The sequence below is a fragment of the Mycobacterium sp. SMC-8 genome (assembly GCF_025263565.1).
Lineage (GTDB): Bacteria > Actinomycetota > Actinomycetes > Mycobacteriales > Mycobacteriaceae > Mycobacterium.
The window spans coordinates 2,057,972-2,084,697 of record NZ_CP079865.1 but is presented as its reverse complement, the minus strand read 5'-3'; the positions used below and the strand labels follow the sequence as shown (position 1 = coordinate 2,084,697).

Sequence of the window (26,726 nt, the reverse complement as noted above, 5' to 3'; positions counted from 1 at the left end):
TCGTGCCGTACCAGATGGAACGCGCCTCCCGACTCGGCCACGTCGACATCGTCCGCAACCACGCCGTTCAGTCGGCACTGCAGCGGTGGACCATCACCTCCACCCGCCCCGATTCCAGCAGTGAGATTGAGGCCCTCTGCAGTCCGCTGTCCGAGCTCGCGTCGATCGGCCGGCCCGAGGACGTGGAGTTCTCGATCACCGTCGACGGGTCGGACACCGAGGTCGAGGCGACCCGCGACCACCCGACGGTGAAGGTGGGCTACCTGCGGGTCGCGGGCTCGATGGTCCGGCTCGACGCGTTTCGCACCCTGGCCACGCAGCGCTACATCGACCCCCGCGAGGTGCGCAGTGCGCACACCCAGTACGCGTTCGACGTGGCGCTACCGGGTTCTCAGCTGGTGCGTCCCGGCCTATCCGGAGTGGACACGTGGCGCACCGAACTCGACGCGTTCCTGAGCAGCGCCCGCTTCGACTCGAGTACCACCATGACGCTGGCCGACGGTCTGCTGGCCCTGCACGGTACGCGCGGCGGGCCCGCCGGGCGGATCACCTTGCGCGTGTGCCCCAGCTGCGGCGCCAAAGCCGACCAGGGAAACCCCATCACCGTCACCGCCGTCGGCGGTGAGTGCGCGGCATGCCGGGCGCCCCTGTACCTGTCCGACGTCCTGCGTACCCACGAGGAGTACTCCATCGAGGGATCCAACTTCACCCCGATGGGCCGGGTGATGACGGCGACGGAACGGCTGATGTCGATTTGCTACCTCAACTTCTTCGCCGATACCGCTCCGCAGGTGCTGCGGCACACCCTGTTCATCACCGACGGGCCGCTGGCGCTGTTCGGTCCGCTGGCACCGCTCAAGCGACGATTCGTCGAGCATCTCAGCGATCTCGGATCGTGGTGCGCCGAGCGGGATCTGACCGCACCTTTGATGGTGGGCATCGAGAAGTCCGGCGCCTTCGTCGAGCACGCGGCGCTGATCCGGGACTTCATCGCACCCGGTTCGGTCATGCGGCTGCCCAACGCCTACATCAACCGCATCAGCGGCCGCGCCCCGACCAACCGCTACGGGATCGACGAGTTCTACGGTCGCCGCTTCATCTACCGCACCCGCGCGGGGGACCCGCTGGTGCTGACCGTTCCACCGGCACCTGGCCTGTCCCCCTACGACGGCGGCCACGCCGTCGAGGGGTTCGACGCCTATCCGACGCTCCGGTTGGTCTGCGAGGTCCTCGACTCGCTGCGCACGCACATGTACCAGAACGCTGTCGTCCCGGTGGCGCTCGCCCACTCCGCGGCCGCGCTGCCGCTGGGTGTCGGACGCTCGGTGCTCACCATGATGGCTCAGCAGAACATCCCCGAGTTGAAGGTCGACGTTCAGGCGGTCAAGCGACCCTCCTACCTTCCGGCCTAGCAATCAGCCGAACTGTCGGAACCGTGGTGCAGGATACGACCATGGCACTCGTCAGCACTCCCGCGGTATCCACGGCCTCGGCCGGGCTGGCATGTGTCGCCGACACATTCGGCGCATCGCCGGCCATCGGCCGCCGCCCAAGGACCCTGCAGAAGGCGCCTAAGCCGATTGCGCACGCGCTGGCCGCAGGGCGCTATCAGTCACCACTACGATATCCGGGAGCCAAGTCCTCGCTCGCATCGGTGATCGCCCGGCTCATCACGTCTGCGCGGCGATCCCGCGAAGTAGATCACGTCGATCTCTTGGTGGAGCCGTTCGCCGGCGGGGCGTCGGCCTCCCTGCGCCTGGTCGGTTCGGGAGTGGTCGACCGCATCTTGCTGGCCGACGCCGACCCACTCGTCGCCGCGTTCTGGCAGACCGCCGCGGAAGACACCGAACGCCTTGTCGACCGCGCCTACGACGAGTGGCACCGATTCGTCCGTCCCGGCGGGTACATCGGCGTCGCGCGGTGGGACTACTGGAAGGCGTGGGAGCCGCGGCGGGGCGCGCAGCCTCGGACTCGCCGACTGGGAGCGGCGATGAAGTGTCTGTTCCTCAACCGCACGACGTTCTCGGGGATCCTGCACGGCACTGCTGGGCCTCTGGGCGGCCGACTTCAAGAGAGTCCCTACCCGATCGGATGCCGCTGGAATCCTGACGCCCTCGCCGAGCGCATCCGGTTGATTGGACACCTCTATGACAGCGGCCGTCTCGTTGACGTGTGGCGCAAGGATTGGCAGCAGACTCTGGCGGATGTGCCTGAGTACTACCCTCAGTTGCTTCCCTCGCGTGTCGTGGCGTATCTGGATCCGCCGTATGTGGAGAAATCGTCCGCCTTGTACCGAGCGTCGTTCGATCCGGCGTACAGCTACCACGGGACACGACGGGCCCAAGCGTCAAAGGACGACTCCTTGCACCTTATGCTGGCCCATTACCTGACCCATAAGGCGCAGTTCCGGTGGGTGCTGAGCTACGACAACCATCCAATGTTGACCGAGAACAGGTGGCTTTACGCCCGTAGCCGCATGACGCCGAGTGCATCCGACCGCGCGTTGCTCGGCGTATCGCAGTGGACCATCAGCAAACGTCTGGTGGCGACGCGGTACTCCGCGGCCGGCCGAGTGGGCAAGCGTTCGGCCGATGAACTGCTGCTCACGACACTGCCGCCAGCGACGGTCCCGATCGACGACGAGCTGCGGGAACTCTGAGCCGCCGCGTCATCGCGGAGTGCGCGGCGCTATTCCGTCTGCAAAGTCCTCTTGCGTCGTTTCTGCAGCGCCGCCTCCAGAATCGCCCGTGATTCCGCCGCCGACTGATCGAAGAAGTCCGCGGGCCAGTTGTCGATGCCGCCGTACTCGTTCGTCTCCACCGGTCGGTAGGTCGTTCGGCCCTCGGTCTGCTCGGTGAACAGCAACCCGACGCTGTCGCGTACAGTGTCGGACTCGTCTTCGGCGATGCGCAGACGAAGCCGAGAAACGAGGTATTCGCTGTGAGTTTCGACAATGAGTTGGCGGTTCGACGCGGCGATGGCGAGCAGGAAGTCGGCCAACCGCTGCTGGACTGCGGGGTTGAGGTGCAACTCGGGTTGCTCGATGAGTACTAAGGAGCCCCGCGGGGCCTCCAGGCACAGCACCAGCACCGGCAACAGTTGGCTCACCCCCGTGCCGACGCTGGTCAAGTCGAGGTCCACGTCGACGAACTGCTGCTGAATCTGCAGTTCCAGACCCAGCCGGCCCTGGTCGTGGGTGTCGATCCGATCACCCAACTTCAAGTATCCGACCCATTGGTTTAACGCATCCTTGAGCTTTACCCGCGATGTAGCACCGACGCGATTCTTGGTGCCTGGCAACGGCACGTCGACGAAGCGTGAGCCGCTGTTTTGCAGCACGGCGGCTAGGAACTCGCCCTTGGCGCCGATGTATCCCGTGGCGGCTTCGGCGGAGTCCTGGTAAACCACTCGCGGATCCTCGCGCAGCGGGCCGAGGTACCGAACCCTCGAGCGCAGGAAGTTCAGGATCGCGCGCACCGGTATCGACGTTCGTTGCAGTGGTTCGACGACCGGAACCTCACCGGTGATCGCGGAGCCGTTGAGCCGATGCATGACCGCGGATCCAAATGCGGGGTCGATGAGCTTGTTCGCATCGACGCTGAAACTGTGCTCTTTGCCGTACTTCTCCTCGAACAGCGTGCGCACGGCGAGAAAGATGTGTCGGCTGGACTTCAGTTCGGCCTCATTGCGATGCCAGATGCTGGTGATGTCGCCGACAACGAGATCCTCGAGCTCCGCCCAGTTCTGATCTGTGGAGGTGTCGTCGCTCTTTGCCCGTTCCGCTGGGTATCGACGGCGGGCCGACGAACTCTCCATGTAGCAGTCCCTCCACGCCTGCCACAGCAACTGGCTCTTCGACTCGCGCACGATGCCGTTCATCGGCAGACCGCCCCGCAACGTCACGTCGACGAGATCGAGCTTCTGCGTGCCGCTGGTATAGGAGCCAATCAGGTGGCGATCCGCGGCAGCTTCGGCGTCCGACATCCAGTCGGCGGGCGCCGCGCGCGCGTTCAGTTGGCACAGTCCTAGCCGGTGGTCGGTTTCGGTGTCGATGCCCGAGACCGAAAAGTGAACCTCCTCGATATAGGCGTGGCCGCTTTGCCCCTCGGGAGCCTCGCCGAGCACTAGCTGCCAGTCCACGCGCTGGGCGACAATTCGGCGCTGGAAACGCTGGCGGGCTCGAATTGTCTCGGGTACGGGACCGCCGCGGTACAACTCCGCAGCGGAGGCCAATTGGAACTGTCCACCCAAGGAGAAGGACGTGGGACGGACCTCGCACGGACCGGCATAACGGGTCTGGGTAACCGTGCCGAGGCGGATCGTCGTCCCGTTTAGGGGGAAACGGTCACCCGATGGTGACGCCGCGGCGGCCTGACTGGTGGCCAGAATGCTCTGGATGAGAGTGCTCTTTCCTGCACTGTTTGCCCCGACCAAGACGGTCAAAGGCAGCAGGTCGACTTCCGCGTCCTTGACGGACTTGAAATTGCTGAGCCGCCACGCTTTCAGCGTGATGTAGGCGTCCTCGCCGCGCGCGAGAACAGCGCGGTCGAATTCATCGTCCTCATCGATCATATGAACCCCTGACGTCGTTCACGAATGGCACGGCACGAGCACGCACTGGAACATCCGGCGCCCTACGGTGCGGCGCTGCGGGTAAGAAATGGCATCACGGGACCGGCCCACAAATTTGACAAACGTCGTCCCCGAGGCGGCGCTGTCCAATAGCACCTGAGCCTGTAGCAGTTCCAAGCCGGGTCGATCGACGGCAGCGAAGTCGGGCGCGTCCGGCTCGTCGTCGATCGACCACAACTTCTGGTTGAGGACCTGCGTCAAAGTGCTGTAGAGATCGAGCAGTCCCCACCTGCGGTAGGACTCCTCGAGCTCGCGGTCGCTCATAATTCCCCGCATAAGCCAGGCTGGCATCGAGACCTCGCCGCGTTCGACCATAGTAACGACGTCAAGCACGAAGTCCACTAAGTCGAAATCCGACAACCCCACAGGATCCAATCTGAACGACACGGGATCAACGATCAGATCCTGTTCTCCTTCGATCAACTGCCGAGTGCAGTCTCCCGTTACGGCGTTCAACCGATCCAATTCCGCGATTTTGTTGGCCCATCTGGGATCCGACGGTGAATCAAGTGGGGGCCCCGCCTTGAATTCGTCGGGAATGGTATCCATCGGCGGATTACGCGAAAAAAGTTCTCGAACCATCTCGCCGGGCAGCGAACCGATGGTTTTCAATTGCACATTCCAGACGTATCCGAACACATCTGTTTGTGCGGCGAGCGCGTAGGGCAATCCGGTCGCTTCCACCGACAGATAGACGTCCTTATCGGTCGCCAATTCCACATCCGGGGTCAAGAGGACCACGGTGAATGAATAGGACCGGGGGTCGGAGTCCACCACCAGCACGAGAACGTTGTCTGCTGAGCGATCCATCGGTTCGGCACGGCATATAGAGCCGATGGACGGCTGCCCGCCGCCATCGGCATCGGCGTCGATGCGCGGATATTTGGCCTTGAGTTTCGACAGCCAGCTATCGCGGCGTGCGTTCATGGCGATTCCTTCGTCGTCGAAAGTGCGACTATTAACGCGTCCATTACGGCGTCATCCGATACGTTGCCGACGTCGGCCAGCGCGACTTGAAGTTGCGCGAGGGCATTGCGCTTGTGTTTGTCGACTGTAGGTCGGCTGATCTGCAACATCCTTGCCAAGGTGGTGTCGGTGTCGCCGCGCAACTTACCGGCCAGCACCGCGCGTTCCACGGCGCTGAGACTGGCCACCGCCTGATCCACGGTCTCCTTCACCACCTTTGCTTCCTCAGGGCCGGGAGACGATTTCAGCTCGAAATCCTCCTCATTTGCCTCAAGCTCGCTAGGCACCAGGAATGTCAACGCCTCGCCGAACAATTCGTCGATCAGTCCGCGTGTGACCGACGGGTACGTCGCAGCGATGTCGGCGACGGCCGCCTCAAGGTCCGCCCGGGCCCACACCGGACTCGCGCGTTCGCTCGACGCTCCCGGCATGCGCGGAAGCTCCTTCAGCCGCGTGATGAGCCGATGTCGCTGCTGCGAGTCCGGCGCGCTCGCAGGTGAGCTGCCGTCGGTTCGGCGCCATGCCTCGCCGTCTGCGTCGATCGACGGTTCGTAGTCGGGTGCAACCAACACCTGCACGGCGCGGTCGACCAGATTGTCGACCACGGTGCGGCGTGAACGACGTCGGGAAGACAGCGCGAACTTGGTTTGTCGCCACAGCAGCCGACGAGCAGAGTCCAGATCGTGCGCGATCTCGCAGATGTACTCGATCTGGCGCTTTCTCAGCAGGTGCTCCACGACGTCCTGGAGCAAGTCTTCGCGCGCCGCGTCGTCCCAAGTGGCGGTACCCGCATAGGTCTGGGGGGAATACCGGTTGGCGACTATCCGGCACATTCGTTCGACTTCGGCGATCCACAGGTCGCCGAAGCTGCCGTCGAATTGATGCTCGCGTACGAGATCGTCGAAATGCCCCCCGCGCTCTGCTCCGTCCTCTGAGCCTTCAGTGACCTCCGACGGCGCGGCATCGGCGATTTCGTCGAGTGGATCCGGCTCTGCGGTCGGGCCGAGGTCGCTCGGCGGTGAGTCATCGGTCATGTCGGGCCTGCCATCACGGCTCTCACCGTGGCTTGATCATCTTCTGAACAAAGACGATTCGCATCACACAACTTGTCCTTGCTGACGGGCATCGGCAGTCGAGTGACCACCCAGCCATCCTTATCTAGCCAGCATTCAGGCCACTCGGCGCGGTGGCTGTGAGCCGGATTGAGCGGCTCAGCATTGTGCTTCTGGGTCGTTCGGGCGTAGACGACGGCGAGCGGACCGGACTCCGGCCACCGGCGAAGCACGATCGCTCTGGTCTTGTTCTTGTGCGGCGCGAACGGCAGGTCCTTATCGGGCAGATGAAACCACGCCTCACCCTCCGGCGGGCCGAGGCCAAGGCGGGCGCGCAAGCCATCCAGTGCTAGCCGCGCCACGCGCCTCCCTACCCCAGTCCTGCCGAAACCAAGTCGCCCTTTTTCGTTTCCGAATCAATGATGCACCAGGCGGGGTCGAAAACACGCCTGATCGGCCTTCGCACCTCGAGGGCGCGCGTCCCTAACACTCGCCCCAGCAGCGGCTACGGTAGCGCGGCTTGCTCCGTCCAGGGCGGCGCCCATATGCCTGCATCGCCAGCGATGTGTAGATCCTGACGAGCATGCATGCAGCCGCGCGGGCCCGTCCGGCGATCCACTCCGACTAGCAGTACCACGCGCTCGGGCCGCCGGCGCGCTCAGATCATGGACTCGTCCCACGGCTCGTCCGGCCTGTTCCTGATCGTTTCAAGCCAGTCACCCGACGTGTCCCGCTCGGGAGGGGGCCGGTCAATCTCAGCGATCGCTTCCGAAAGTTCGCGTGATTGCTTAATGAGCGCAGCGAATGCTGGTCCTGTCGTCGCCGGATCGTCGAGCGCCCGAGCAACACGAGCTTGCAACGCCACCAAGAGCTGACGACGGTCGCCAGACCGAACAGCCGCCGTAACTGATACCGGCGTCACCTTCCGGGGCGCAGGCTTCGCCGGCGCCTTACTGGCCGCTGCCTTTTTGGCCGGCCCCGCGTCGCCTTCCTTCACCGCCCGCAACGCTGGCCGCTGCTTCCGCTCGGTCATGCCGTCCTACCTGCTTGAAAAAAGAAACCCATCTAGGAGAGGGCGACGCCCTTGCCGTGAGGGGCGGCGCCTGAGGCGCATATGGGTACCTCCCCCTGGGGTGGTCTCGCGGTGTGCGCTTCCCGGTGCGCCGGCCGCGGGACGGTCATGCGCCCCAGGCATAGGCGATGGTGGCCTCGAAGGACTTATATTGCCGAAGTTTGGCAAGGTCTTTGAGGTCTTCGCCGGCGGTCGGGTTTTGTGTGGCGTACTCGTTGACGATGTTGTTCCATCCGGCGTCGAGTGCGCGTGCGACGATGGCTGCGGCGAGGATCTTGTCGTCGGAGCGTACGGCTGCTGCGTATACCTGTGCTGCCTCGTCGCTTTGGGTGAGACGGGCTGCCCGGTCTTGCGCATCGCGGTAGAGCAGAACTTGTCCGGGGTCGCTGCTGGTGACGCCGGACAGCCCGAAGAGCCGCTTCTCGAGTGTTTGCCTCTTGGCGTCGATGAGCTCGGTTTCCTTCTTGCGGAGGTCGCGGAGCTGATCGCGCATCCGGTCGCGCTCGGCGTCGCGCTTGGCCTGTCGGCCGACGGCGGAAAGAGTGGGGTCGTTGGCGAGGATGTCGCTGGTGCGGGCCGACCGCTTCTGGATGCTTGCGGCCTGTGCGCGCAGATCTTCGATTTGCGATTCGAGGTTTGCGAGAGACATTGCGTGCGTTTCCTTTTCGGTAGTTGTTTAGACGGTTTTACGATCCGTGGTTAGGTTCCAGAGTTCCTGGATACGGGTTGCTACCGGGTGCTCGCCGAAGTAGCGGACACCGGCTTTGACGACCTCGCCCCATCGGCTGTCGATCCCCATTTGCACGATTGCGAGTACTTGGAACCCGTCGGCATTGTTGCCCGCTGACGTGAGCAGCCGAGCCGCGTCGGACTCGGTCCTGACTGCTTCGATGCGGCGGTTGCCGCGCGTGGCGTTGCGGAACACTATGCGGCGCAGTTGTGCGACGCGTTCAGCGGTTGAGCGCGCAGCTTCGTCCCGTCGCCGCCGCTCGACCTCTGCCCAATCGACGCGCATCGCGGCACGCTCCACGATGGTCGGCCGGAACACAGGGCGTTCGTCGGCGTTAATCGTCACCACCGCCGAGCACCTGCGTGATGAAGGACGCGTTGTCGATTTGGGGCGAGCCTTTAGTATCGGGAGGACGCACCAGCTGAATGAGTTCGGTGAACTCGTCGTCGGTCAGCTCGCGGAGATACTGCTCGACACCGAGCCGAAGCCAGTCGATCGGATTCATCTGCGTTGACCCGCCTTTCGTTCGGCGTACCGGACGACGGCTTGCCGCCGGAAAACACGTTGGGTACCGATTTCACGGACGCCCAGCCTCTCTCGGATTCGCCGGACATACTGCGGCGAGCACTTCAGGATTGCGGCCGCGTCGTTCGTGTCGATGAGCTCTTCCGATGACGAGGATGCCGAGTGTGACTGCACTGCACAACTTTTGGTTTCACCGACGAAACCAGCCAGCTTGACCAACAGCGCGTCGAAGCCGCGCGGATACGGTCTGCTGCTGAGCCTGCGGCCGAAGACGAGGTCCCGCACCGCGTGGTGCAGAAGTACGATCTCCGCGGCGGTGATGGTCTTTGGTTCTGAACAGCTCATTGGCGTGACTCGTCGAGTTCGACGCTGACCACGGAATGCACCAGCACACACAGATCGCTGCACGGACTGAGCACCGCTTCGGCTCGCCTTGCTTCCTCGACGTTCTCCCAGTACGTCCACTCCACCGTGATCGGGCCGGTCTCGGTGGCACGGTGGCAGACCAACACGCCGAGGGCGGTCACTGCGCGGCCTTCGCGCGATGCCATTCGCAGGCGTCGCCCGCAGCCGCTACCCGAATTCGACACGGCCGGCCGGCTTGTGTGCGCCGGCCGCACCGATGCGCGCGTCGGCTGATCGTGAATCGACGGACGTATTCGATCGGCAACGGGCCTAGCTGTTCGTGGGCGACGTCGCAGCAGGTCGCGTCATAGACGGCGGTGTCGTCGTTGATGCTGTCGCGCTGGGCGAGGACCAGGTGCTCGCTGCCATCATTGGCGACCGCGGTGACGGCGAGATACTCGGGGGCTCCGCCATCACGCAGGCAGACAGACCGGGCGGCGTCGATGATCGGGGCATCGTTGATCACGCGGATGGCCTTCCAGAGATTCGGCACTCGGCACACAGGCCGGCTGCGAGGGAATCGGGATTTTCGAGTGCGGTTTCGCAGGCGCCGCACCGTGGGACAGATGCGCTGCTGGCCTTCGCCAGTGCCTTCTTCATGCGGGCGGTTTGGCCGGGACTTCGATCGGTAAGGCCGCCAGGTACGGCCTTAAATGCTGATTTGCCTGTGTCACCTGTGTCAGCGCCGATGACCTGCGGGTTTTCCGCGACTATGGACGCCGGATTGCTTGTGTCAGGCAGCGGCAGCCGATCTTCGGGGCCAGCCTGACACACGGTAGGTGCATCGTGATTTGGTTCGGCTTTACAACCTTGAGCAGTGGTTTCGCCGGCTGACACAGGTGACACAGGCAAAAGTCCAATGCCCGTGTAGTAACGGAGTTGCTTGCCGTCGATTCTCGGCTGAATCACCTTCACTTCGGGGACCACTGCGCGGATGTCTCGGCCGAAGGTGGATTTCGCCCCGGCGCGGTGACCGTTGTCCTCTGTCCATGCCTTCCACGCGTCGTAGAGCCCGTCGCGACTCACGTCCTCGTTCGGGCCGCGACGACAACGCTCGCGGACGAACGCGCTGACCGGCGACGCAAGATCCATCATCAGATTCGTGGCGTCGTCTGACGACGCCGGCACCGTAAATCTGCCGTTGCGAACCAACCGGTCCAGGCCCTGTAGAGCCCAGGTGAGGATGCCCGGGAGTTCATTGCAGAGTCGCTTGTCGAGCGCGCGGTCTTCGCGGCCAAGGAAGCTCTCGGTCATTTGCAGGATGACCAGTCGGTTGGCGATGGCGCCGGAAGCGTCCCGGAACTTGGGTAGCTCGTTGGACAGAATCACGAACCGCGTCGACAACTTGCCCGACCACGGTTCCTTAAACTTGCGGTCCACCGTGAGCATGTCCTCACCGGTAATGGAGAGCAGGCGCTCGACGACCGTGTCGGCCGGCGCATTGCCGAGTCGGGCATCGGAGACGATCGCGAGCGGCTTGCCTAGCAGGGGCGACAACCCGAAGTTCGTGCCTAAGCTCGCCAGCGTTGGGCCGGCGACGTGACCCCGGCCGACAAGCTCGGCCAGCATCCGCGCGATAGTGCCCTTGCCGGAGCGGGTCGGGCCGATCAGCAGCAACATCTTCTGCATGTCGGTGCGCCCGGAAAGCAGATAGCCGACGTACTCCTGTAGCAGCGCGATGGACTGCGCGTCGTTGGGCCACAGCGAGTTCAGGAATTGCAACCACGCCCCCGGCGCCGCGGCGTTCGGGTCAAAGTCGAACGGTACGGAGACGGTGTTGAACAGTGCCGGGGTATGCGAGTGGACTTCGCGCGTTGTGAGGTCCAGGACGCCGTTGGCGCATCCAATCATCTGGGCCGCCGGGTGGTTCGCCGCGCTATGTGGGCCGATCCAGGCCGGCGCGTCGACGTCGGCGTTCAAGTGCCCGATGGCGCCCATTGCTTCCATGACGTTGGCGATCTTCCGTTTGTCGGGGTTCCACGGCGCAGGTTCCCAGTCGACGATCTGGCCCTTGTCGACAACCGGCTTGAGGTAATCGACCGCGCCGAGGAATTCGTAGAGTTCGCTGCGCAGTTCCGCGGTATCCATCTCGGCCCAGTGCGGACCGCACCAGCGCATCCATCCGCCGCGCCAAGCCAATAAGGTCCGAATGCCGTCGCCGTCTCGACGGCTGAGGTACACCGTGCGGGCCACGTCCAGCGGCGCCGAGGGCGCCGGCACCTGCTGCCGGGGCTGGTTGACGTCGGTCATGATCGCGGCCACCCGTCGGCGCGTTCGCGCGGCGTCAGCGGGTCGCGCCGGCCGGTGTACGGTGACGGCGGTAGCCGACGGGCGGTATCGTTGCGGCGACGCAGCTCCGCCAGCAGCGCCGCTCCACGGCCCTGTCGCGCGGATCCGTTATCCTGGTCACGATCCCCCACCAGAGGATTACTAGCCGTCCGGTTGCCCTCCGGGCGCCTTTCTTTTTCATCGGTCATCGCGCCGCGCCGCCGCAGGCCTGAGTGCTGGCCATGCTGAGCCGATCCACATATGCCGCAAGGGAATCCGCGGTGATGAAGCTGCGCCGGCCGATGTTGACCTTGACAAGCTCGCCGCGCTTGATCAGTTCGTAAATGGTGGTGTGCCCGATGCCGCCGAGTGTTGACCGTCCCTCTGTGTGACGACCACGGCGGGGGTGATCGTCATTGAAGTTGTCGAAATCCCGGGTCGGGGACGGCGGTCGTCTGCATCATCAGCGTGCCCACGAACGGACCCCGCGCTGGTCTGCTCGCGCAGAGTCCATTTCGGCTCCGGCGCGATGCCGAATCCCGAGATCGTCACAATCGGTGACGGCGGACGCGTCGATTCTGCGGTCGCCCAACACGAACTGACCCCTATCCCGGTTCCCGGGTGATAGGTAAGGCTGGTGGATCATGGACTGGCTCTGCGGTGATCGTCGCGCGCACCGGCGAACTGGCCGAGAAACTGCTCGCCGCCGGCGAACTCCGCTGCCCGCGGTGCCGCGACGGCCAGCTGACTTCTTGGGGCTACGGCAGGCGGCGCTCTGTGCGCGATCACGACGGGACCACGATCACGGTGCGCCCCCGCCGCACGCGATGCCGGTCCTGCTCGTCAACGCATATCGTGATGCCCGCCGCTCTGCAGCCACGCCATGCCGACACCACCGCAGTGATTGGAACAGCATTGCTGCACAAAGCAAATGGACTCGGACACCGGCGTATCGCGGCGACCATGGGGCGGCCGGTGTCCACCGTGCGCCGCTGGCTTCGCCGACTACCGCCAGAGCACCTGGACCGTCTCGCACGCGACGGGACCGAGCAGCTGCTCGCCCTGGACCCCGACACGTTCACCGCGCTGCGCTACCGAGGGAACATGTTGCACCACGCGCTGTCGCTGTTGTCGGCAGCGGCCTACTGGGACCGCCGCCGCTACGCCCTCGGTGAGCCGCCGTGGACCCTGATCGGGATGTACACCCGCGGCCGCCTTCTGGCGCCACCCGGCTGACCCTCCGACGTCCCCGCGCTGCCGCCGGGGGCGTCATCACCATGCCTGCCGACAGTCGTCACCATGACGACCACCGCGTCGCCGCGACGATTACCCCGTCACAATGCAGACCGACCCCCGAAATCACGTCTGCATCCACAGTGACGCCATCGTCTGCATCCTGAGCGACGGCCAACACCGAGCGCCGCCTTTGAATCTGGTATCGACACCAGGCGCTTACCTTCACCGTTCATGTGGCCTTCTTTCGTTCGCTTGCTTCCGCTGGTGTTCCCACGGTGCTATGTTGACCGCTAAGCGGTCCACTTAGCAGAAGCGAGCGTCGATGAAAGACCAGTTCAAGCGAGGCAGGGGCACGCCGCTCAAGCGCGCCTTGAGGGAGGTAATGGCGCGCGACGGCGAATCGATTGAGGTTCTCAACTACCGGATCACCGTCGGCCCGCGGACGCACCTGGGCGAAAGCCTGTATATGCCGGAATGGCTGACCGTTGACGTCCCCGGCTACGACGAGCCTGATCTGACAGTGCGCATTGAATTACGTAATCAGACCCCGAGAATTGTGGCTATTTCCCTTGTTGCTGGCGAGAACTCGCGCGAGATTCGCCCTATCGACTTTCGTGACAGTGACTTGGAATCCTTCATCCGGCTGTACGAAATCTTCGTCTACGAGGTTGTTTACGACGAGACGATGGACCAGGTGTCCATTTCGGCGGCCACCGACGATCACGGAGAGCTTGCCTCAATCATCCGCAAGGACATCGAACGGCGAAGGTCCGGCAAGCGGGTTATCAACACGGCGTTCTTGCAGCAGGTGGCAACGGTCTACCGCGACAATATTGAACACGCGCCAACTGAAGCCGTATCGCGCACGTTCGGCGTAAAGCACCGTCAGGCAACCGATTACGTTAAGCAGGCGCGCGAACGTGGGCTGTTGCCGCCGACCAAACAGGGAAGGGCCAGGGCATGAGTTGCCCTGTGTCAAGCCGCCCTGGGTTGATCCTGGTTGATCAGCTTTTGGAGGGCCCTGTGTTGGGTGGGATCGTAGGCGACTTCGTCGTGCCAGCAGTGCCAGAGGATGTAGAGCCAGGCGCGGGCGAGGATGCGCACGGCGTGGGGGTGGTCGTGTCCGCGGGCTCGGGCGCGGTTGTAGAGATCGGCAGCCCAGGGGTTGGCTCGACGACTGTCACCGGCGAAATCGCATACGGCGTCGCGGAGTTGTTTGTCTGCAGCCCAGCGGAATCCGACGTGTTTGACTTTCCCGGACTGGCGGGTGGAGGGGGCGACTCCGGCCAGGCACGCCAGCGATTCGGGGGTGGGGAACCGTGCGCGGCAGTCGCCCATTTCGGCGAGCAGTCGGGCGGCACGGAAGGTGCCCGAGCGGGGCAGGCTGGTGAAGATATGAGCATCGGCGTGAGCGTCGAGTTGCTCGGCGATGCTCTGGTCGAGGGTTTTGATCTGGGCGCTCACAGTGCTCAACACCTCGACGAAGGTCGCGGTGATGGTGGCACCGTCGATACCGGTGGCGCCGCGAGGCGCGGCGGTGAGTCGTCGGTGCAGTTCACTGGCGTGGGTGCGGCCGCTGTAGCCAACGCTGGCCAGCCAGTTGGCCATCCGGGTGACCGAGAGCCAGTCGGCGCGGTCCTGGCAGTCAAAGCGGGCCAAAAAGGCCAGGCTGATCGGCGAGTCGATATCGGCGAACAGCCCGACCGCGCCGGGAAAGACGATCATCAGATGAGCCCGCAGCTGGTTGGCGATCGCCACGCGGTGAGCGACCAGATTTTTGCGGGCTCGACAGGTCTGACGCAGGGCGACGGTGGCCGGGCTGTCGGGCTGCAGGGGCCGCAGCCGGGTCCGGTCGGTGCGCAAGGTGTCGGCCAGGACGAACGCGTCGAAGCGGTCGTCTTTGTTGCCGGCCGATCCGTAGCGCCCGCGCAGGTTCTTCACCTGGTTGGGACTGATCACCACGACGGTGATCCCGGCCTCGAGCAGGGCATCTACAACCGGACCGTCGGGGCGTTCGATGGCGACTTCTCCGACACCGACGCGCTGCAGTGTGGTGAGCAGATCACGCAGCCCAACGGCGTGGTGACCGATCGTTTTGCGGGTGATCTCGCGGCCTTTGGCATCGACGATCGAGACCGCGTGATCATCGCGGGCCCAGTCGATTCCACAGGTGAGCCCATTGGTGGGTTCCGTTGGCAGGGTATTTCGGGCAGACTTCATGACAGCCTCCTCGCTGCTAAGCCCAGTGGGGAGGCACCCTTATGTGCAGGTTCCGGGGCACGACTGCCGGTTCGCTCACTGAGCGGCGCTCGGTGGCGCATAGCCCTGTCGACGGTCAACGCGCCCCGGGTAACCACTGGCCTCCGCAGAACTCATGCTGGACATCGAATGTGTCGAGCGAGCAGGGCGATAGATCAGCGGCACCTCGGGTGCATCGGCAATCCATCCAAGATCACCGACACAAGGATGGTGCACCAGTGAGCAAGCGTCAGCAGTTACCTCCGCAGATTCGGAAGATCAAAGTTCAAGACCGTAAACAGGGCAAAACCGTTGTGCGGTACCAGCTTACGGTGGACGCAGGACACGACATCCAGACGGGTAAGCGCCGCCAGGTCCGTCGCCGCTACGCGACCGAGAAAGAAGCGCGAGACGCTCTCTCGGAAATCGGCGACCAGGCCGCGAAGGACGTCTTCGTGCCGCGCTCGGTGCTTACGGTCAAACAGTTCTGCGAGGATTACACCAACGGCCGCCACGACCTCAAGGAAACGGCGCTGGCGAAGCTGCGATACGACCTGACCGCGTTCAGTCAGAAGTACAGCGATACACCGTTGCAGCGGATCACGAAGGCCGACATTGACGCTCTGGTCCGTGAGCTTGTTGCCGGCGGCAGCAAGACACCCAACGGCCGGAAGCGTAAACCGTGGGGGCCGGTCGCGGTCAACAAGGTGATTCAGACGGTCAAGGTCGCGCTGGCTGCTGCACATGCCGAGGGATTGATTAGCCGCAATCCCGCCGAGGTGGTGAAGCCGATGCGGGTCGGCCGCCAGGACGTCGACACCTACACCGATGCCGAGGTCGCGCAACTGCTCGCGCATGTAGCCGACGACCGCTTGGCTCACTTCTACGAGCTGGCCGCGCTCGGGCTACGGCGCGGTGAACTGTGCGGGCTGCGGTGGTCAGACGTCGACCTCACGGCCCGGACGATGAGGATCGTCAACACGAGGACCGTGGCGGCCGGCAAGACAGTGGAGGGTGACACCAAAACGGCCGCCAGCGAGCGGACGCTACCGCTGCCGGAGCGGGCGGTCGCGGCGCTTCGGTCAGCCCATACCCGTCAGGCCACCGAGCGGCTGGCACTCGGTCTCGGCGGCAGGGGCGAGCACTTCGGATACATCATCAGCAACGAGGTCGGCCAGCCGTACAGCCCCGCGGTGCTGTCGAAGATGTGGGCGACGGCGGTGAAGGCCGCGGGGCTGCGACACATCAAGTTGCACGGCGGCGGCCGGCACACGGCCGTGACCAAGATGCTGCTTGACGGCGTGCCCGTGCCAGTCGTCGCCGCTTGGGCCGGCCATGCGGACGCATCTGTGACGCTGCGCATCTACGCGCACAGCCAGCCCGACGCGCTCAAGTCGGCCGCAAGTAGTTTCGAGCGGGTTGTGACATCGTCGTGACACTGAGGATCTCAGCGGTCTGCTATCGTTTCCGTCCGTGCAGGTCAAAGGCACCGCGCCGATGTAGTTCAATGGCAGAACATCAGCTTCCCAAGCTGAATACGCGGGTTCGATTCCCGTCATCGGCTCCACTGTTTACGCTGATCAGAGCGTTTTCTGCGACCCTTCGGGTGCGCCGCAAATCTCTATTCACTTGTCTTGCACGCGTCAGATTCGTGCTTGCCCTCGCGGGCGGCCAAAAAGTGCCTGCTGGGCTGTCGGGGCTCTCTGGAAGCATCTGCGCATGATCTTTCGTATCGACGGGCACGAGATTCCCATCGCGACCGCCGCTGACTTCACCGATGACGAGCTCGCTTCGCACGTTAAGCACCGCATCTATGAACATGACGAGAAGATGGTAATTCCGACGGGCTATGTACCCGGCAAATCGGTCCCGTTCAACTTGCAGCATGGCGAAGGCGTATCGCGAGGCGCAAGTTTCACGTTAGTGCCGCCCGTGGGTCCAGAAGATCAGGCTTTTGACTTAGCGTCTTTGCGGCCGGTACGCGTAACCGGGCACAGGTACGCGGATGCCGATTGCAAGCACCAGCGTCGGCTTTTTTCTGCAGTCGGAGCCGTCACCGTCGCGGGCGGACATGTCGAGATGGCACTGAAGAAGGTACTCGTCTCATTAACCGGCGGCACGAACCGGGATCTCGCGAGCAAAGACGTGCCAGCTGACTGGAATCCTCTTCACACCAAAATCTCTAAACTGTGCGAGGCCGACCCGTCAGACCTCGCACAGCGCGTGGCGAAACTCTTAGAGGCTGCCGAGAAGGAGCGCCTCCGAGACATCCGGAACAACGTTGTGCACAGCAATTGGTGGCTTGCAGGTTTCGATTCTGGAGAGCTTTGGTCGGGCCGGTACTACCGCGGCGGGAAGGAACCGACCTGCATCAGCGATAAGGCCGAGCACCTCTACAGCATTGCCGACAAGCTCTTCGGCTTCGCCGCTGAGCTCGAAGCGCTGGTCACTCCAATGTGGCCGCTAGCGATTGTTCCGCCCACCGACTCGATCGCGGTCGCAAGCAACACCGACCTCGTGGCGCGCCTCGATCGCATCGACGATCTGATGAATGACGCCGCACTTGGCCGGAAGCGGGTCACGATCGCCAACCCAAAACCAGGTAAGAAGCCGACGGGTCGCAGACCTGGAAAGCGCAAGAAGCGATAACGGCGCAACGACACAACGTTTGTGGCGGCCGGTGCGACCGGCGCGGACCGCCCGGGCGTCAAGGGCGGCCATCGCGTCGGAATGGTCATCGGTGTTGATTAGATGGGCGGACACCCGCGTCGTCGTGTGCGGGTGGGCGTGGCCCATTAGCCGAGGGCATCGGCCGTCCGGCGGCAATCATCAGGCCCGAGTTGGGTCATTTGGCTTAGTGCCTTGAATTCTCGGCGTTCAGTGCGTTGAGGATTGCGTTGACCTCGGTGTTTAGGGCTGGCGGGTAGGTGGCGATGACGCCGTTGAGGTCGATGGTGGCTGATCGCAGGGGTTTGAGGGTGCGTAGGAATCGGCGCAGTGACAGGCCGGTGCGGGTCTGGACTTCGCGGCTGACGGCCAGGGCGGTGAACACGATGGTCAGGTGGGCTTCGATGGCGTCGCGGGCGCGGGCGAACATGGGCCGGGCAGCGAGGTCGGATTTGGACATCCGGAAGGACGCCTCGACGTGCCAGAGGTCGTGGTAGCTGGCGACCACTTCGGTCGCGGGCATCAGTGCGGCGTCGATGTTGGTGACGTAGCCCTTGAGCCCGACCAAGCGGCGGGCGCGCTGCAACGACGCCTCGTCAAATTCTTGGGAACCGTTGCAGTTCTTGATGAACCGCGGTACCCGCGCGGCTTTCTCGCCGGCGACGACCGCACGGGCCTTGTTCTCCTGCAGGTTGAGCGTCTTGGTGTCGCGCACCGCGCGTTTGGTCGAGTACGCCCACACCGCCCGCCAGGACTTGGTGTGGGTCGCCGGATCCCAGACGGGCTCGGCTTTGCGCTTGGGGTCGCTGGTCTTGGTCGCGGTGCCGCGTCGATCGCGTGGGGTGATGGTGTCGATGATCTGGCCATCGGTGAAGAAGTCGCCGTGCCAATGGAAGTGCGAGGCCAGATCGTTGGGCGCTTTGGTAACCCTCGATCCGACGATGAACCGCAACCCTGCCTCATCAAGTTCGCGCAGATTGCCGCTGGCCAGCATGCCCGCATCAGCGACGACGACAATGTCGGTGATCTCGTGGCGGGCTTGGAATGCCTTCACGATCGGCACGATCGTCAGAGTTTCGGCCTTGTTTCCTTCGAAACAGCCGATTTCCAAGGGGAATCCGCACCGATCGACCAGCAGCCCGACCACGATCTGCGGGTCCACTCGGCGTTCCTTGGAGTACCCCACGCGGCGTAGGTCGTCTTCCTTGTCGGCCTCGAAATACAGGGTCGTGACGTCGTAAAGCACCAGGCTGACATCACCGGCGGTGCGGGCGTGGGCGAAACACGCTGCGGCGATCTGGTCGCGGTAACCACCACCGCGGGCACGGCGCAGGGTGCGCTTGCGGGTCGACAGTGACGCTGAGGTACGTCCCAGCTCGGCGAGGACCCGATCGGCGTCGAGCAGGCTGGTCGGCTCGACCACCCGGGCGATGACCAGGTCACGGAAGACCTCATCGCCGACCGCGTCGTCGAACCCCAGGCTGGCATACACCTGCGCCAGGGCGTCATACAGCAGCCCGCTGCAGCTCTTGAGCACCCGCGGCCGCACCACCAACTCCCGTACTGCGGATTCTCCACCATCCTCGGTGAACAGCATGCCAGCTGGCGGTGGAACCATATGGGCCCGAACGGCTTTCGGCGTGATCCCCAGATCCAACTCGCCTTGGGTGTCATCGGCCAACAGCCGGCGGGCCTCCTCGAGCAGCAGACCCAGCTCGGCGTCATCACGCGCAGAGCCCACATGGCGCACGATCCGGCGGCGGCCATCGACGGATTCGGCGATCTGGACCGCGGTCGCGCCCGAGGCCGTGCGCACCCGCCGAATCCACACCATCCAGGCAGCCTACTGACCCAAATTAGTGCCTAGCAGGGGCACTAAGCGGAGACATCACCCCAGCTCAAGACACCGCCACCCTACAAAACTGACCAAAGTGACCCAACTCAGGTCTGAATGGTCATCGGTGTTGATTAGATGGGCGGACACCCGCGTCGTCGTGTGCGGGTGGGCGTGGCCCATTAGCCGAGGGCATCGGCCGTCCGGCGGCAATCATCAGGCTCGCGTAGGTGTGCCGTAGCGCGTGAAATGTGTTGTCCGGCAGCAATATTGCGACGCTTGTGCGAGTGGCCTTAGCGGGTTCGAATCAAGTCGTCCATCGGCAACCGCTTGTCCGAGACCATTTGACTATTCCGTATGCATGTCGGACAGTCGACGGCCTCTTGTCAGCGTCCATCATCTCTTGCACCCACTGCTGTATGCCGTCGCGGGTGATCGCATCGATCGGATATCCGCCAAACGTCGCGTCGATACCCAATGTCTCTCCATCACCGCGCTTTTGCGCTTTCGGTCGCAACGCCAGGCTGTAATTCTCCAGCGTGCTCGGCTTCATTTATCCCGCCGGCAACTCAACCACTGTTGGGCCACATCACGGAAGGCCACCGAATGCCCGCATTCGGATCGAACCCACGTCCGCGCCGAAGTCTTGGCTCCACCTCCGCTACGAGGTCGCCCTCAGCGGCCCTCTTGGTATTGAAGCCGCCCTTACCCTCCTCCAAGCCATCGGGGTTCATCCACCGTGCGTTATAGGTCACCGTGCCGATTGGCCATTTGCGCTTCTGTACGTAGGCCATCGTCAGTCCTGTTCTGTTGCCGCGTATTCGGCGATCGCATCGCGGATCTGTGCCACGCCGACATCGAAGTGCTTGGCAAGTGCAGTACGTGTGTAATCGCCGCTGCTGTACAGCTGTGCGACCTCGGTCCGTTCGGCGTCGGTGAGGAGCCGGCGAGTGCGTGACTGCGATGGCTCGTCGCCGCGTGCGAAAGCGTCGGGAGTGTACCTCGCGGGACGCTTCGTGCTCTTCGCCCGTGTCCCGACGCAAAACCGAATGTGCTCGCTCACGGGCTGCGCAACGCGGCCCAGGTTGTCGGTGTCGCCTCACCACCCGCGCGTGCACGCCGGTGCGAAGCGTCGGCGACGTGCGTCATAGGTCAGGGTGACGGCGGCACTCATCGGCGTAGCGGCACGGTCGGCATATCCGGCAGCGGTTGAGCAACGAGCTGTGCAGCCCGTGGGTCGTCGAGCTCTGCACGTTCGGCCAAGGCGTTGTGGTGGCGCTGTCTGCGGATAGCACCGTGGGCGATGACCGCGCCACCGACAATTGGTAACCCGACCATCGGATAGACCGCACACACCGCGACCATGAACACCGCAAAAGGAAAGACACCAAATACCTATCGCCGCGGTCGATCCGGCCGAAGCGCTGGTCAACGATTGGTGGCGCTAACCAACCGGCACGCCCACCGCGGACGTTAGGCTCGGCAAGTACACGGGGCGCTAGTCGCGCCAGCCGAAATCCCTGAGGTCGTCGATCAGTTCGTAGCCGAACGGGGTCACGCCAGGCGACACGTACTGCTTGTCGTCACGCTCGCGGCCTTGGCGGGTAGCGCCAGGGTATAGCGCTCCGTTACGCACCAGAGTCGCAAGAATCGGAATTGGCTCCTGCTTCAGCGCGGCTAGAAATTTGTCGACGGCCGAGTTGCTGTCCAGAATATCCAAGCGTTCGGCTTCGATCAGGCGCACCAACGCTCGGATGTGTGGCGCGTCAAGCTCGGCAAGCGCCGCTGCACGGGTCTGCTCGGGGTCGATCGGCTCGTCGCTTGTCATCGCGTTCTCGATGACTTTTTGCATCAGTAGCCGCTTGCTTTCTACACCAGTTGCCATGACGGCCTGCAGTACGAGCCACAGCAGAGCTTCCACTTCCGGATTGCGTTCGACGATCGCCAGCATGTTGTCCCACCCGACGCGCTCTGACGCAGCGCCCAGGAAATGCTCAGCGGCGTTTCTACGCCGCTCCTGCAACCCTGATATGAGTGTGTTGATAGCCCCGCCGAATGGCACGGCCGCGTCAACTGCCGCTTTGGCGGCTATTTCCGCTATGGACGGCTTGGCCGCTGACCGTTTACCCGGGGGCACAGCGCCTCACCATCCGCTAGTTCCGCTCTGCCATGACTGACAACCGTTCTCGCAGCGGCGCTCATTGCCTAAGGGAACGACAGTTCCACCAAATACAGTCGTTTCGTTCGGCGTGACCACTATCCGACCTTCGCACCCAGGCGCTTTGCACGGCTGTGCCGGATCAAAATGGGGCTGCCCGTATCGCGTTGCCATCGCTGCCCTCCCTTTCTACGGACAACATGTGACCCTCAAAGTAGGACCTAGTACCGACAACCGCCGCCGAGCATGCCACCAATCGACAATCATCCGTTCGACTTTGCTGGCTTCGCGGCACTTGCTCCCGTCATGCTCCCGTCTACATTTTCTTTGTTCCATCTTTCTTTCAGCTGATCAAGGACCACTGCAAACGGATCATCGCACCTATCAAGACTGATTAGGCTGTCAGGCTCGGTGGCATGCAACGCGTCGATCAGGCGTGACGTTTGCTGAATACACACCGAAACAGCTCCCAAGCTGGATACGCGGCTTCGATTCCCGTCACCGGCTCCACGAAAGCCGGCCCTTGACACTGGCTGCGCCAAACCGTGTCCGCGGGGCAGCTGCAGGCGAGACCAGTACCGTTCGGGTTTGAACTGCGTATGCGCCGGCGGGTCCGGCAGAGGTGGCAAAGACGGCCCCGCTCGTGTCGATGGCAACAACCGTGACCTTCAGCGCTGCCGTACGACGTGTGTTCACGACGACTCCTGTTCGTTCCGAACGATCACTGGACGCGGCAGCAGCTTCATCCCGACCACGGTCCGGACTTTGATGCGCGTATTCATGGTTCGTCCAATATCCGGCAGAATATCGTTGTCGCTGAGTCGATTTCACACTGACGTCGCCAGCACGCGCAGTCATCGCGTCCCTGACCCAATCAGCAATTCGCACGGGCCGACGAACCCGTCATCGGCCTGGTACTGGCGCAACACCTGGTGCACCTCGTCCCAGACGTCCTCCCGCTCGTCTGCGGGGACCCCAGCCAGCATCTGGTGCAGCGCCCCGAACGACTCGCGCTCGAACCGCAGGCACTCCGCCGCGGACGCGAGCCGGAGAGGAGCATCCAGCGTCTCGACTGTCACGTCGTGAAATCCGGCCTGGGTCAGGAGGTCCGCCAGCACGCTGGGCGAGCCGACGCTGAAGGGCCCCGGCAGGCCCGGCGCCGGTGCCGGTAGGCCGGCGCGGGCGCGGATGACCGACACCGGTCCGGCGAAGAAGCCGTTCCGCGCCGGCGTGGAGTACACCACCACGCTCACGCGGCCGCCGTCGGCGAGAACCTCGCGGAAGCCGGCCACAGCACTGCGCTGATCGGGCAGATAGATCAGGCCGAGGCGGGATACCACCGCGTCGTACCCGCCACCGACCCGGTCCGCGAGTCGCTCCCCGTCAGCTTCCACGGTGTCCAGTGCGAGGCCCTGTTCGGCGGCCTGCTTCTCGGCGTACTTCAGGATCGTCGGCGAAATGTCAGTGGCCACGACGTGGGCACCGCGCCGGGCCGCGGCAACGCTCTGGCCGCCCGCTCCCGCCGCGACGTCGAGGACCCGACTGCCGGCGCCGACCCCTGCCGCATCGAGCATGCGCGTAGTCGCCTCGCCCAGCCAGTCCTCGAGGACCGGTCCCCAGCGGTGCCACGCCTCGGCCGCCTCTTCCCACTGCCGACGCGTCGTTTCCTTGTACTGAATCGGGTCGAAGTTCATGTCGTCCTCCTCGAACGGTTTTGCTCTCACCCTTAAGGCGCCAGATTGTGCAAAGAAGGCGGAAGAAGCGTTCTGGCAGATTGCCAGCCCACGGACGGCAACAATGGATGGGTGACCGGTGCGCAGGTTCTTTTCGGACGCGAGGTCGCCTTTGACGAGGTGAGCCGCGTCGTCAAAGGGGCCCAACGCGGTGAGGGTCGCGTGGTGTTGGTCACCGGCTCCGCCGGGATGGGTAAGACGTCGTTGTTGCGAGCCGCGCTGCGCTCACCGTCTCAGTGCGTCGTCGGCTGGGGCACTTGCCTGTACGGCGGTGCAGCGCCCGGCTTTTGGCCATGGACGCAGGCGCTCAACGGGGTCGTGCGACGGGTCGGCGTGGATGCCGCCCGCGCCGCAGCCGGACCGGATCTCGGCCTGGTCGCAACGGTCGCCTCGGCTCTGGGTGAACCTGCGGGCGTCGAGTCCTCCAGCCGCGGACGCATGCTGATGCTCGACGCAACGCTGACGTGGCTTCAGACGCTGGCCGCCGATCGCGGCCTAATCGTTGTGCTCGACGACCTTCAGTGGACCGACGACTCGTCACTCGAGCTGTTGGAGCTCGCGGCCGCGGCTGCGTGGCCGTCTTCGGTGAGCGTGATCGGGGCCTACCGGCACGACGATGTCGAAGACAGGTTGGCGGAACGGCTGACTTCCGTGAGCGCCCGGGCGGAGCACGTGAGACTCCGACCATTGGCCCGCGAGGCGGCCGCTCAGCTGGCGACGCTGCTGACCGGGAAGCCGCTGGCGGACCCGGAGGTGTCGACCCTGCTCCGACGGGCCGGCGGGCACCCGTTGTTCCTCCGGGAACTCGCCCTCGCGGCCGCCGACGGTTCACCGGCCAACGACATTCCGTCGGCGATCCGCGAGGCGATCGACCGCCGAGCCCGTCGTCTGGACCCGCGGACCTCACGCGTGCTTGGGGTCGCGGCGCTCGCCGGACCGGTCGTGTTGCCGGACGTGGTCTCGGCGACTCTGGGCTGCGCTCGTGCCGAGGTTGAGCAGGCGCTCGCCGAGGCTGTGGCCGCCGGCGTCCTCACCAGCACCAATGACGGGACACGCTTCGCGCATGATCTTTACCGCGAGGTTCTTGCGGCGGGGGTCGCACCAGCGGAGCGCCCCTCACTGCACCTGGCGGTGGGCCGGGCACTCGCGACGCGCGCCGAACGAGTTGCCGGCGTGGCTGCCTCGGAAGTCGCCCGGCACTTTCGCTTCGCAGTGGGAATCGGTGGAATCGACGAAGCCGTGAGATGGGCTCTCCGCGCCGCACACGCGGACCGCACCTCGTCCGCCCTCGCGGAGGCGGCCGAGCACTTGCGGCTGCTGCGCGGCGCGATTGCCGACGCCGCGGTGGTCCCGCCTGCCGGCGTGCTGGTCGAAGTGCTCCTTGCCGAAACGGACCTGTTGGCCCGCGACGGCCGCGCAGCCCAGGCTCGCGACCTGCTTGCGCAGGCCAGGACGACAGCGCGCCACGGTGGGGACGCCCGGGCGAGCGCGTTGGTCGCGTTGGCCGCGGTCGGACTGGGCTCGCAGTTCGCGACGCGCCGGGACGAGGTCACCGCGGAACTCGAAGACGCGTTGAACGCTCTACCGGATGCCGAGACGGCTCTGCGGGCCAAACTGGCTTCGGCGCTGGCCCGCCAGCTCACACACTCGGTCGCCGAGGAACGAACGCGGGCACGGGAGTTCGCCGAGGAGGCACTCACCCTCGGGCGGACCACCGGCGACTCCGAAGTCCTCGCGGACTGCCTGCTCGCCCGCCACGACGTGCTGTGGACACCGGGTGCCGCGGCCGAAAGAGCCGAGGTGACCGTCGAACTCGTCGGCCTGGCCCGCCGCAGCGGTGACGCCGAACGCTTGGCCGAAATGCTGCTGCTGCACGCCAACGCGCTATTGGAGAACGGACGCGTCTCCTTCGACGCCACCCTCGACGAGTGCCTGGCGCTGTTGGAACAACAGGGACAGTTACGCCACCGATACACGGTGGCGACACGACGGGCCTTCCGCGCACTGCTGCACGGAGAGTTAAAGGAAGCCGACTCGCTGATCGACACCGCCGTCGCGCTGGGCGAACGACTAGGCGAGCCCGACACGCACAACGTGCGGATGTCCCAGCGCCTCGAGCTGGTCCGGGCTCGTGCGGCGCCGACCGAGTTGGTGGCATTCGCCGACGAAGCCGTCAGGCACTGGACCGGCGCTCCGGTGCACGCGCATGCGGTCGCCGCGGGCTTCAACGCCAGGGCGGGCGATCTCGACGCCGCCAGCCGCCACGTCTCGGCGGTACAGGACCTCGGGACCTGGCGGGCCGAGCGGTCCTACCTCTGGTCGGTGTTCGTTCGCGAGCTCGCTGTCGCCGCTGTCGCGGTGGACGAGCGGGTCCTGTGTGAGGAGCTGTTGACCGAGCTCGAGCCGCTGGCCGATTCGTGCGGGGTCAACGGCGCACTTGTCGCCTTCGCCGGCAGTCACGCGCACACCGCCGGCCGGCTCGCCGCCGCACTTGGGCAGCCGGACCGGGCGAAATCCCTTCTGGCGCAGGCATGCCGGGTATACGAGCGCCTCGGCGCCTGGACGCTGGCCGAGGCACGCACCGACCTCGAGGCGGCACAACGTGACGGCGCGACGCCGGCCACCCGCGCGCTGCGCAGGCGAGACCTCGACTGGGAGGTGACCTACGACGGGCAGACCGCCGTCGTTCGGGACTGCAAGGGCATGCATGACATCGCCGTGTTGGTGCGGCAACCGGGTGTGGAGGTACACGTTCTCGATCTCATGGCAGCCGGGGTCACGTCCGACGATGCCGGCCAGATCCACGACCACCGCGCTGCCAGCGAGTACCGCCGCAGACTCGCCGCGCTCGCCGATCTGCGTGAGGAAGCGATGCTGATAGGTGACGCGAGCCGCCTCGCCAGGATCGACGAGGAGCACGATGCGCTGGTGGCAGAACTCCGCACGGGCACGGGCTTCGGCGGACGGCAGCGTTCCTTCGCCAACAACCCCGCAGAGCGCGCCCGTAAAGCCGTCGCGGGCCGGATTCGCGACGCTCTGCGCCGCCTTGAGCCGGTGCTGCCGCACGCCGCCGCGCATCTGGACCAGAACCTGGTCACCGGAATCCGGTGCCGCTACCGCGGTGAAGCTCGCTGGCAGGTGGACGGCTGACGAACACGCGATCCGAGGCGGCGGTCCACTGGTTCCAAATCCAGTGTGAACCCGCGTTCA

Annotated in this window: 24 protein-coding genes and 1 tRNA gene; 8 read left to right on the top strand and 17 right to left on the bottom strand. The window is 64.7% G+C overall.

The window, feature by feature from the left end; genetic code table 11:
- The first annotated feature begins 2 nt into the window (after nucleotides 1-2).
- On the top strand, nucleotides 3-1,412 hold the full coding sequence (locus KXD97_RS10140) for a hypothetical protein (RefSeq protein WP_260756596.1): 1,410 nt from the start codon (nucleotides 3-5) through the stop codon (nucleotides 1,410-1,412).
- Nucleotides 1,413-1,453: 41 nt separating this feature from the next.
- A complete protein-coding gene (locus KXD97_RS10135; protein WP_260756595.1) occupies nucleotides 1,454-2,659 on the top strand; it encodes a DNA adenine methylase in 1,206 nt (401 codons plus the stop codon).
- Nucleotides 2,660-2,688: 29 nt separating this feature from the next.
- Here KXD97_RS10135 and KXD97_RS10130 read toward each other — a convergent pair whose 3' ends face one another.
- The 13 genes from KXD97_RS10130 to KXD97_RS33095 form a co-directional block, all read right to left on the bottom strand.
- Nucleotides 2,689-4,572 (bottom strand): DUF3696 domain-containing protein, encoded by a 1,884-nt coding sequence (locus KXD97_RS10130; protein ID WP_260756594.1) that lies wholly within the window; start codon nucleotides 4,570-4,572, stop codon nucleotides 2,689-2,691.
- Between the two features lie 18 nt (nucleotides 4,573-4,590).
- Nucleotides 4,591-5,559, bottom strand: coding sequence for a hypothetical protein (locus KXD97_RS10125; protein ID WP_260756593.1), 969 nt, complete (start codon nucleotides 5,557-5,559; stop codon nucleotides 4,591-4,593).
- The gene (locus tag KXD97_RS10120) at nucleotides 5,556-6,632 is read right to left on the bottom strand and encodes a hypothetical protein (RefSeq protein WP_260756591.1); all 1,077 of its coding nucleotides are present in this window, start codon (nucleotides 6,630-6,632) and stop codon (nucleotides 5,556-5,558) included. The genes KXD97_RS10125 and KXD97_RS10120 overlap by 4 nt, the downstream gene beginning before the upstream one ends.
- Nucleotides 6,629-7,012: a hypothetical protein gene (locus KXD97_RS10115; protein ID WP_260756590.1), complete on the bottom strand. Its 384-nt coding sequence runs from the start codon at nucleotides 7,010-7,012 to the stop codon at nucleotides 6,629-6,631. The genes KXD97_RS10120 and KXD97_RS10115 overlap by 4 nt, the downstream gene beginning before the upstream one ends.
- 296 nt (nucleotides 7,013-7,308) lie before the next feature.
- Nucleotides 7,309-7,683, bottom strand: a complete 375-nt coding sequence (locus KXD97_RS10110) for a hypothetical protein (protein WP_260756589.1) — start codon at nucleotides 7,681-7,683, stop codon at nucleotides 7,309-7,311.
- A 145-nt stretch (nucleotides 7,684-7,828) separates the two neighbouring features.
- The gene (locus KXD97_RS10105; RefSeq protein ID WP_260756588.1) at nucleotides 7,829-8,371 is read right to left on the bottom strand and encodes a hypothetical protein; all 543 of its coding nucleotides are present in this window, start codon (nucleotides 8,369-8,371) and stop codon (nucleotides 7,829-7,831) included.
- A gap of 27 nt (nucleotides 8,372-8,398) precedes the next feature.
- Nucleotides 8,399-8,800, bottom strand: coding sequence for a hypothetical protein (locus KXD97_RS10100; RefSeq protein WP_260756587.1), 402 nt, complete (start codon nucleotides 8,798-8,800; stop codon nucleotides 8,399-8,401).
- Entirely contained in the window at nucleotides 8,787-8,957 is a 171-nt protein-coding gene (locus KXD97_RS10095) for a hypothetical protein (RefSeq protein WP_260756585.1), read from the bottom strand. The genes KXD97_RS10100 and KXD97_RS10095 overlap by 14 nt, the downstream gene beginning before the upstream one ends.
- Entirely contained in the window at nucleotides 8,954-9,322 is a 369-nt protein-coding gene (locus tag KXD97_RS33275; RefSeq protein ID WP_396884939.1) for a helix-turn-helix domain-containing protein, read from the bottom strand. Before KXD97_RS33275 ends, KXD97_RS10095 begins: the two co-directional genes overlap by 4 nt.
- Nucleotides 9,319-9,504 (bottom strand): hypothetical protein, encoded by a 186-nt coding sequence (locus KXD97_RS10090; protein ID WP_260756584.1) that lies wholly within the window; start codon nucleotides 9,502-9,504, stop codon nucleotides 9,319-9,321. The genes KXD97_RS33275 and KXD97_RS10090 overlap by 4 nt, the downstream gene beginning before the upstream one ends.
- Nucleotides 9,501-9,848: a hypothetical protein gene (locus KXD97_RS10085; RefSeq protein WP_260756583.1), complete on the bottom strand. Its 348-nt coding sequence runs from the start codon at nucleotides 9,846-9,848 to the stop codon at nucleotides 9,501-9,503. Before KXD97_RS10085 ends, KXD97_RS10090 begins: the two co-directional genes overlap by 4 nt.
- Complete coding sequence (locus KXD97_RS10080) at nucleotides 9,845-11,632, bottom strand: phage/plasmid primase, P4 family (protein WP_260756582.1); 1,788 nt, start codon at nucleotides 11,630-11,632, stop codon at nucleotides 9,845-9,847. The genes KXD97_RS10085 and KXD97_RS10080 overlap by 4 nt, the downstream gene beginning before the upstream one ends.
- Nucleotides 11,633-11,855: 223 nt before the next feature.
- On the bottom strand, nucleotides 11,856-12,011 hold the full coding sequence (locus KXD97_RS33095; protein ID WP_396885373.1) for a helix-turn-helix domain-containing protein: 156 nt from the start codon (nucleotides 12,009-12,011) through the stop codon (nucleotides 11,856-11,858).
- Between the two features lie 299 nt (nucleotides 12,012-12,310).
- Between KXD97_RS33095 and KXD97_RS10075 the strand changes: the two genes are divergently transcribed.
- Together KXD97_RS10075 and KXD97_RS10070 are read left to right on the top strand one after the other, a co-directional pair.
- Complete coding sequence (locus KXD97_RS10075) at nucleotides 12,311-12,886, top strand: DUF6431 domain-containing protein (RefSeq protein WP_260751629.1); 576 nt, start codon at nucleotides 12,311-12,313, stop codon at nucleotides 12,884-12,886.
- A 322-nt stretch (nucleotides 12,887-13,208) separates the two neighbouring features.
- A complete protein-coding gene (locus KXD97_RS10070; protein ID WP_260756581.1) occupies nucleotides 13,209-13,850 on the top strand; it encodes a hypothetical protein in 642 nt (213 codons plus the stop codon).
- Nucleotides 13,851-13,861: 11 nt separating this feature from the next.
- Here the strand turns inward: KXD97_RS10070 and KXD97_RS10065 are convergent, their stop codons facing one another.
- The gene (locus KXD97_RS10065) at nucleotides 13,862-15,106 is read right to left on the bottom strand and encodes an IS110 family transposase (protein WP_105386664.1); all 1,245 of its coding nucleotides are present in this window, start codon (nucleotides 15,104-15,106) and stop codon (nucleotides 13,862-13,864) included.
- Nucleotides 15,107-15,363: 257 nt separating this feature from the next.
- Between KXD97_RS10065 and KXD97_RS10060 the strand changes: the two genes are divergently transcribed.
- The 3 genes from KXD97_RS10060 (at nucleotide 15,364) to KXD97_RS10050 (ending at nucleotide 17,773) form a co-directional block, all read left to right on the top strand.
- The gene (locus tag KXD97_RS10060; RefSeq protein WP_260756580.1) at nucleotides 15,364-16,560 is read left to right on the top strand and encodes a site-specific integrase; all 1,197 of its coding nucleotides are present in this window, start codon (nucleotides 15,364-15,366) and stop codon (nucleotides 16,558-16,560) included.
- A 57-nt stretch (nucleotides 16,561-16,617) separates the two neighbouring features.
- Nucleotides 16,618-16,691 (top strand) — tRNA-Gly (locus tag KXD97_RS10055).
- A 152-nt stretch (nucleotides 16,692-16,843) separates the two neighbouring features.
- Nucleotides 16,844-17,773 (top strand): hypothetical protein, encoded by a 930-nt coding sequence (locus KXD97_RS10050; protein ID WP_260756579.1) that lies wholly within the window; start codon nucleotides 16,844-16,846, stop codon nucleotides 17,771-17,773.
- A gap of 205 nt (nucleotides 17,774-17,978) precedes the next feature.
- Here the strand turns inward: KXD97_RS10050 and KXD97_RS10045 are convergent, their stop codons facing one another.
- The 3 genes from KXD97_RS10045 to KXD97_RS10035 form a co-directional block, all read right to left on the bottom strand.
- Nucleotides 17,979-19,625: an IS1634 family transposase gene (locus tag KXD97_RS10045; RefSeq protein ID WP_260756578.1), complete on the bottom strand. Its 1,647-nt coding sequence runs from the start codon at nucleotides 19,623-19,625 to the stop codon at nucleotides 17,979-17,981.
- Nucleotides 19,626-21,123: 1,498 nt separating this feature from the next.
- Nucleotides 21,124-21,576, bottom strand: a complete 453-nt coding sequence (locus KXD97_RS10040; RefSeq protein WP_260756577.1) for a hypothetical protein — start codon at nucleotides 21,574-21,576, stop codon at nucleotides 21,124-21,126.
- A gap of 1,061 nt (nucleotides 21,577-22,637) precedes the next feature.
- On the bottom strand, nucleotides 22,638-23,507 hold the full coding sequence (locus tag KXD97_RS10035) for a class I SAM-dependent methyltransferase (RefSeq protein WP_260756576.1): 870 nt from the start codon (nucleotides 23,505-23,507) through the stop codon (nucleotides 22,638-22,640).
- 81 nt (nucleotides 23,508-23,588) lie between these two features.
- Here KXD97_RS10035 and KXD97_RS10030 point away from each other — a divergent pair, with 81 nt between their 5' ends.
- Nucleotides 23,589-26,666, top strand: coding sequence for an AAA family ATPase (locus tag KXD97_RS10030; RefSeq protein WP_260756574.1), 3,078 nt, complete (start codon nucleotides 23,589-23,591; stop codon nucleotides 26,664-26,666).
- Nucleotides 26,667-26,726: the final 60 nt, after the last annotated feature.

Coding starts and splice junctions, on each gene's coding strand:
- KXD97_RS10045 (WP_260756578.1), bottom strand. CDS start 19,625: ATGGTGTGGATTCGGCGGGTGCGCACGGCCTCGGGCGCGACCGCGGTC.
- KXD97_RS10110 (WP_260756589.1), bottom strand. CDS start 7,683: ATGACCGAGCGGAAGCAGCGGCCAGCGTTGCGGGCGGTGAAGGAAGGC.
- KXD97_RS10120 (WP_260756591.1), bottom strand. CDS start 6,632: ATGACCGATGACTCACCGCCGAGCGACCTCGGCCCGACCGCAGAGCCG.
- KXD97_RS10130 (WP_260756594.1), bottom strand. CDS start 4,572: ATGATCGATGAGGACGATGAATTCGACCGCGCTGTTCTCGCGCGCGGC.
- KXD97_RS10065 (WP_105386664.1), bottom strand. CDS start 15,106: ATGAAGTCTGCCCGAAATACCCTGCCAACGGAACCCACCAATGGGCTC.
- KXD97_RS33275 (WP_396884939.1), bottom strand. CDS start 9,322: ATGAGCTGTTCAGAACCAAAGACCATCACCGCCGCGGAGATCGTACTT.
- KXD97_RS10095 (WP_260756585.1), bottom strand. CDS start 8,957: ATGAATCCGATCGACTGGCTTCGGCTCGGTGTCGAGCAGTATCTCCGC.
- KXD97_RS10135 (WP_260756595.1), top strand. CDS start 1,454: ATGGCACTCGTCAGCACTCCCGCGGTATCCACGGCCTCGGCCGGGCTG.
- KXD97_RS10125 (WP_260756593.1), bottom strand. CDS start 5,559: ATGAACGCACGCCGCGATAGCTGGCTGTCGAAACTCAAGGCCAAATAT.
- KXD97_RS10070 (WP_260756581.1), top strand. CDS start 13,209: ATGAAAGACCAGTTCAAGCGAGGCAGGGGCACGCCGCTCAAGCGCGCC.
- KXD97_RS10050 (WP_260756579.1), top strand. CDS start 16,844: ATGATCTTTCGTATCGACGGGCACGAGATTCCCATCGCGACCGCCGCT.
- KXD97_RS10040 (WP_260756577.1), bottom strand. CDS start 21,576: ATGCTGGCGATCGTCGAACGCAATCCGGAAGTGGAAGCTCTGCTGTGG.
- KXD97_RS10105 (WP_260756588.1), bottom strand. CDS start 8,371: ATGTCTCTCGCAAACCTCGAATCGCAAATCGAAGATCTGCGCGCACAG.
- KXD97_RS10080 (WP_260756582.1), bottom strand. CDS start 11,632: ATGACCGACGTCAACCAGCCCCGGCAGCAGGTGCCGGCGCCCTCGGCG.